This window comes from New Jersey aster yellows phytoplasma (assembly GCF_002554195.1).
GTDB lineage: Bacteria > Bacillota_I > Bacilli_A > Acholeplasmatales > Acholeplasmataceae > Phytoplasma.
On record NZ_MAPF01000073.1, the window covers coordinates 1 to 849 of the forward strand.

At 29.0% G+C, this 849-nt stretch carries 1 protein-coding gene and 1 pseudogene; both read right to left on the reverse strand.

Features of this window, described 5'->3' with window-relative positions; all coding sequences use genetic code 11:
• Positions 1–21: 21 nt before the first annotated feature.
• A pseudogene (locus tag BBA70_RS03610) lies at positions 22–352 on the reverse strand (HU family DNA-binding protein).
• Positions 353–412: 60 nt separating this feature from the next.
• Positions 413–727, reverse strand: coding sequence for a single-stranded DNA-binding protein (locus BBA70_RS03615; protein WP_252861489.1), 315 nt, complete (start codon positions 725–727; stop codon positions 413–415).
• Positions 728–849: the final 122 nt, after the last annotated feature.

Here is an 849-nt window from a genome sequence, read left to right on the forward strand (position 1 = left end):
TCATATTAAGTCTCCGTTTTTTTAGTTTAATTGAAGTTTTTTGACTTGGTCTTTTATTGGTTTTGACATTTTAAAACTAACAACCGTTTTGCAGGTATTTTAAGTTTTTACCAGTTCTTTTGCCTGTTCTTTTGCCTGTTTGTTTATTGATGATGAATTTAGTTTCTGGTGTTGTGTGGGCTTTTCTAGTTTTTAAGATGAATTTGCCAATTTTAGAGGATAAAACCACTTCTTCGTTTGATGTAATTGCTTTAATTAGAGCATTCTCAAAAGAGTTGTAAAACTCTTCGGTTTGGGTTATTGAGGTTTTATTTACCTCAGCTATTGATTTAATTAATTCTTTTTTATTCATATTTTTTTCTCCTTTTTGTTTATAAAAAAAAGTCCCTTTAGGGACTTAATGTTGTGAATATTATTTGGATTTGTTATCTAAAAAGATGACGTTTTGGATAATTACTTTAGTGGTGATTCGTGTTTGGCCTTCATTGGTGGTATATTTTTGGATTGATAATGCGCCTTCTGCATATATTTTTGAACCTTTATTTAAATATGTACTCATGTTTTCAGCTTGATTACGAAACACTACACAAGGGATGTATTGCACTTTATCCTTGTTGTTAATTGCTAAATTGAAATCTATTTTTGGGATTTGTTCGTTGTTGCTATTGATAAATTGTTTTTCTAGGTTATGGGAGATATTACCGATTAATTGGACTTTATTTAACATTTTATTTCTCCTTATTTTTATAATTTGGGTTTAGTTTTTTGATGGCGTCTTTTTTAAGTTTTCTATTTGTTTTAAAGTTAAATTTAGTTTTTGGGCGATTGCATGATTGGATAGGGGTTGTT

What these genes read in the sequence shown, in the direction of transcription:
- BBA70_RS03615 (WP_252861489.1), bottom strand. Translation starts at nt 727, where the DNA reads ATGTTAAATAAAGTCCAATTAATCGGTAATATCTCCCATAACCTAGAA.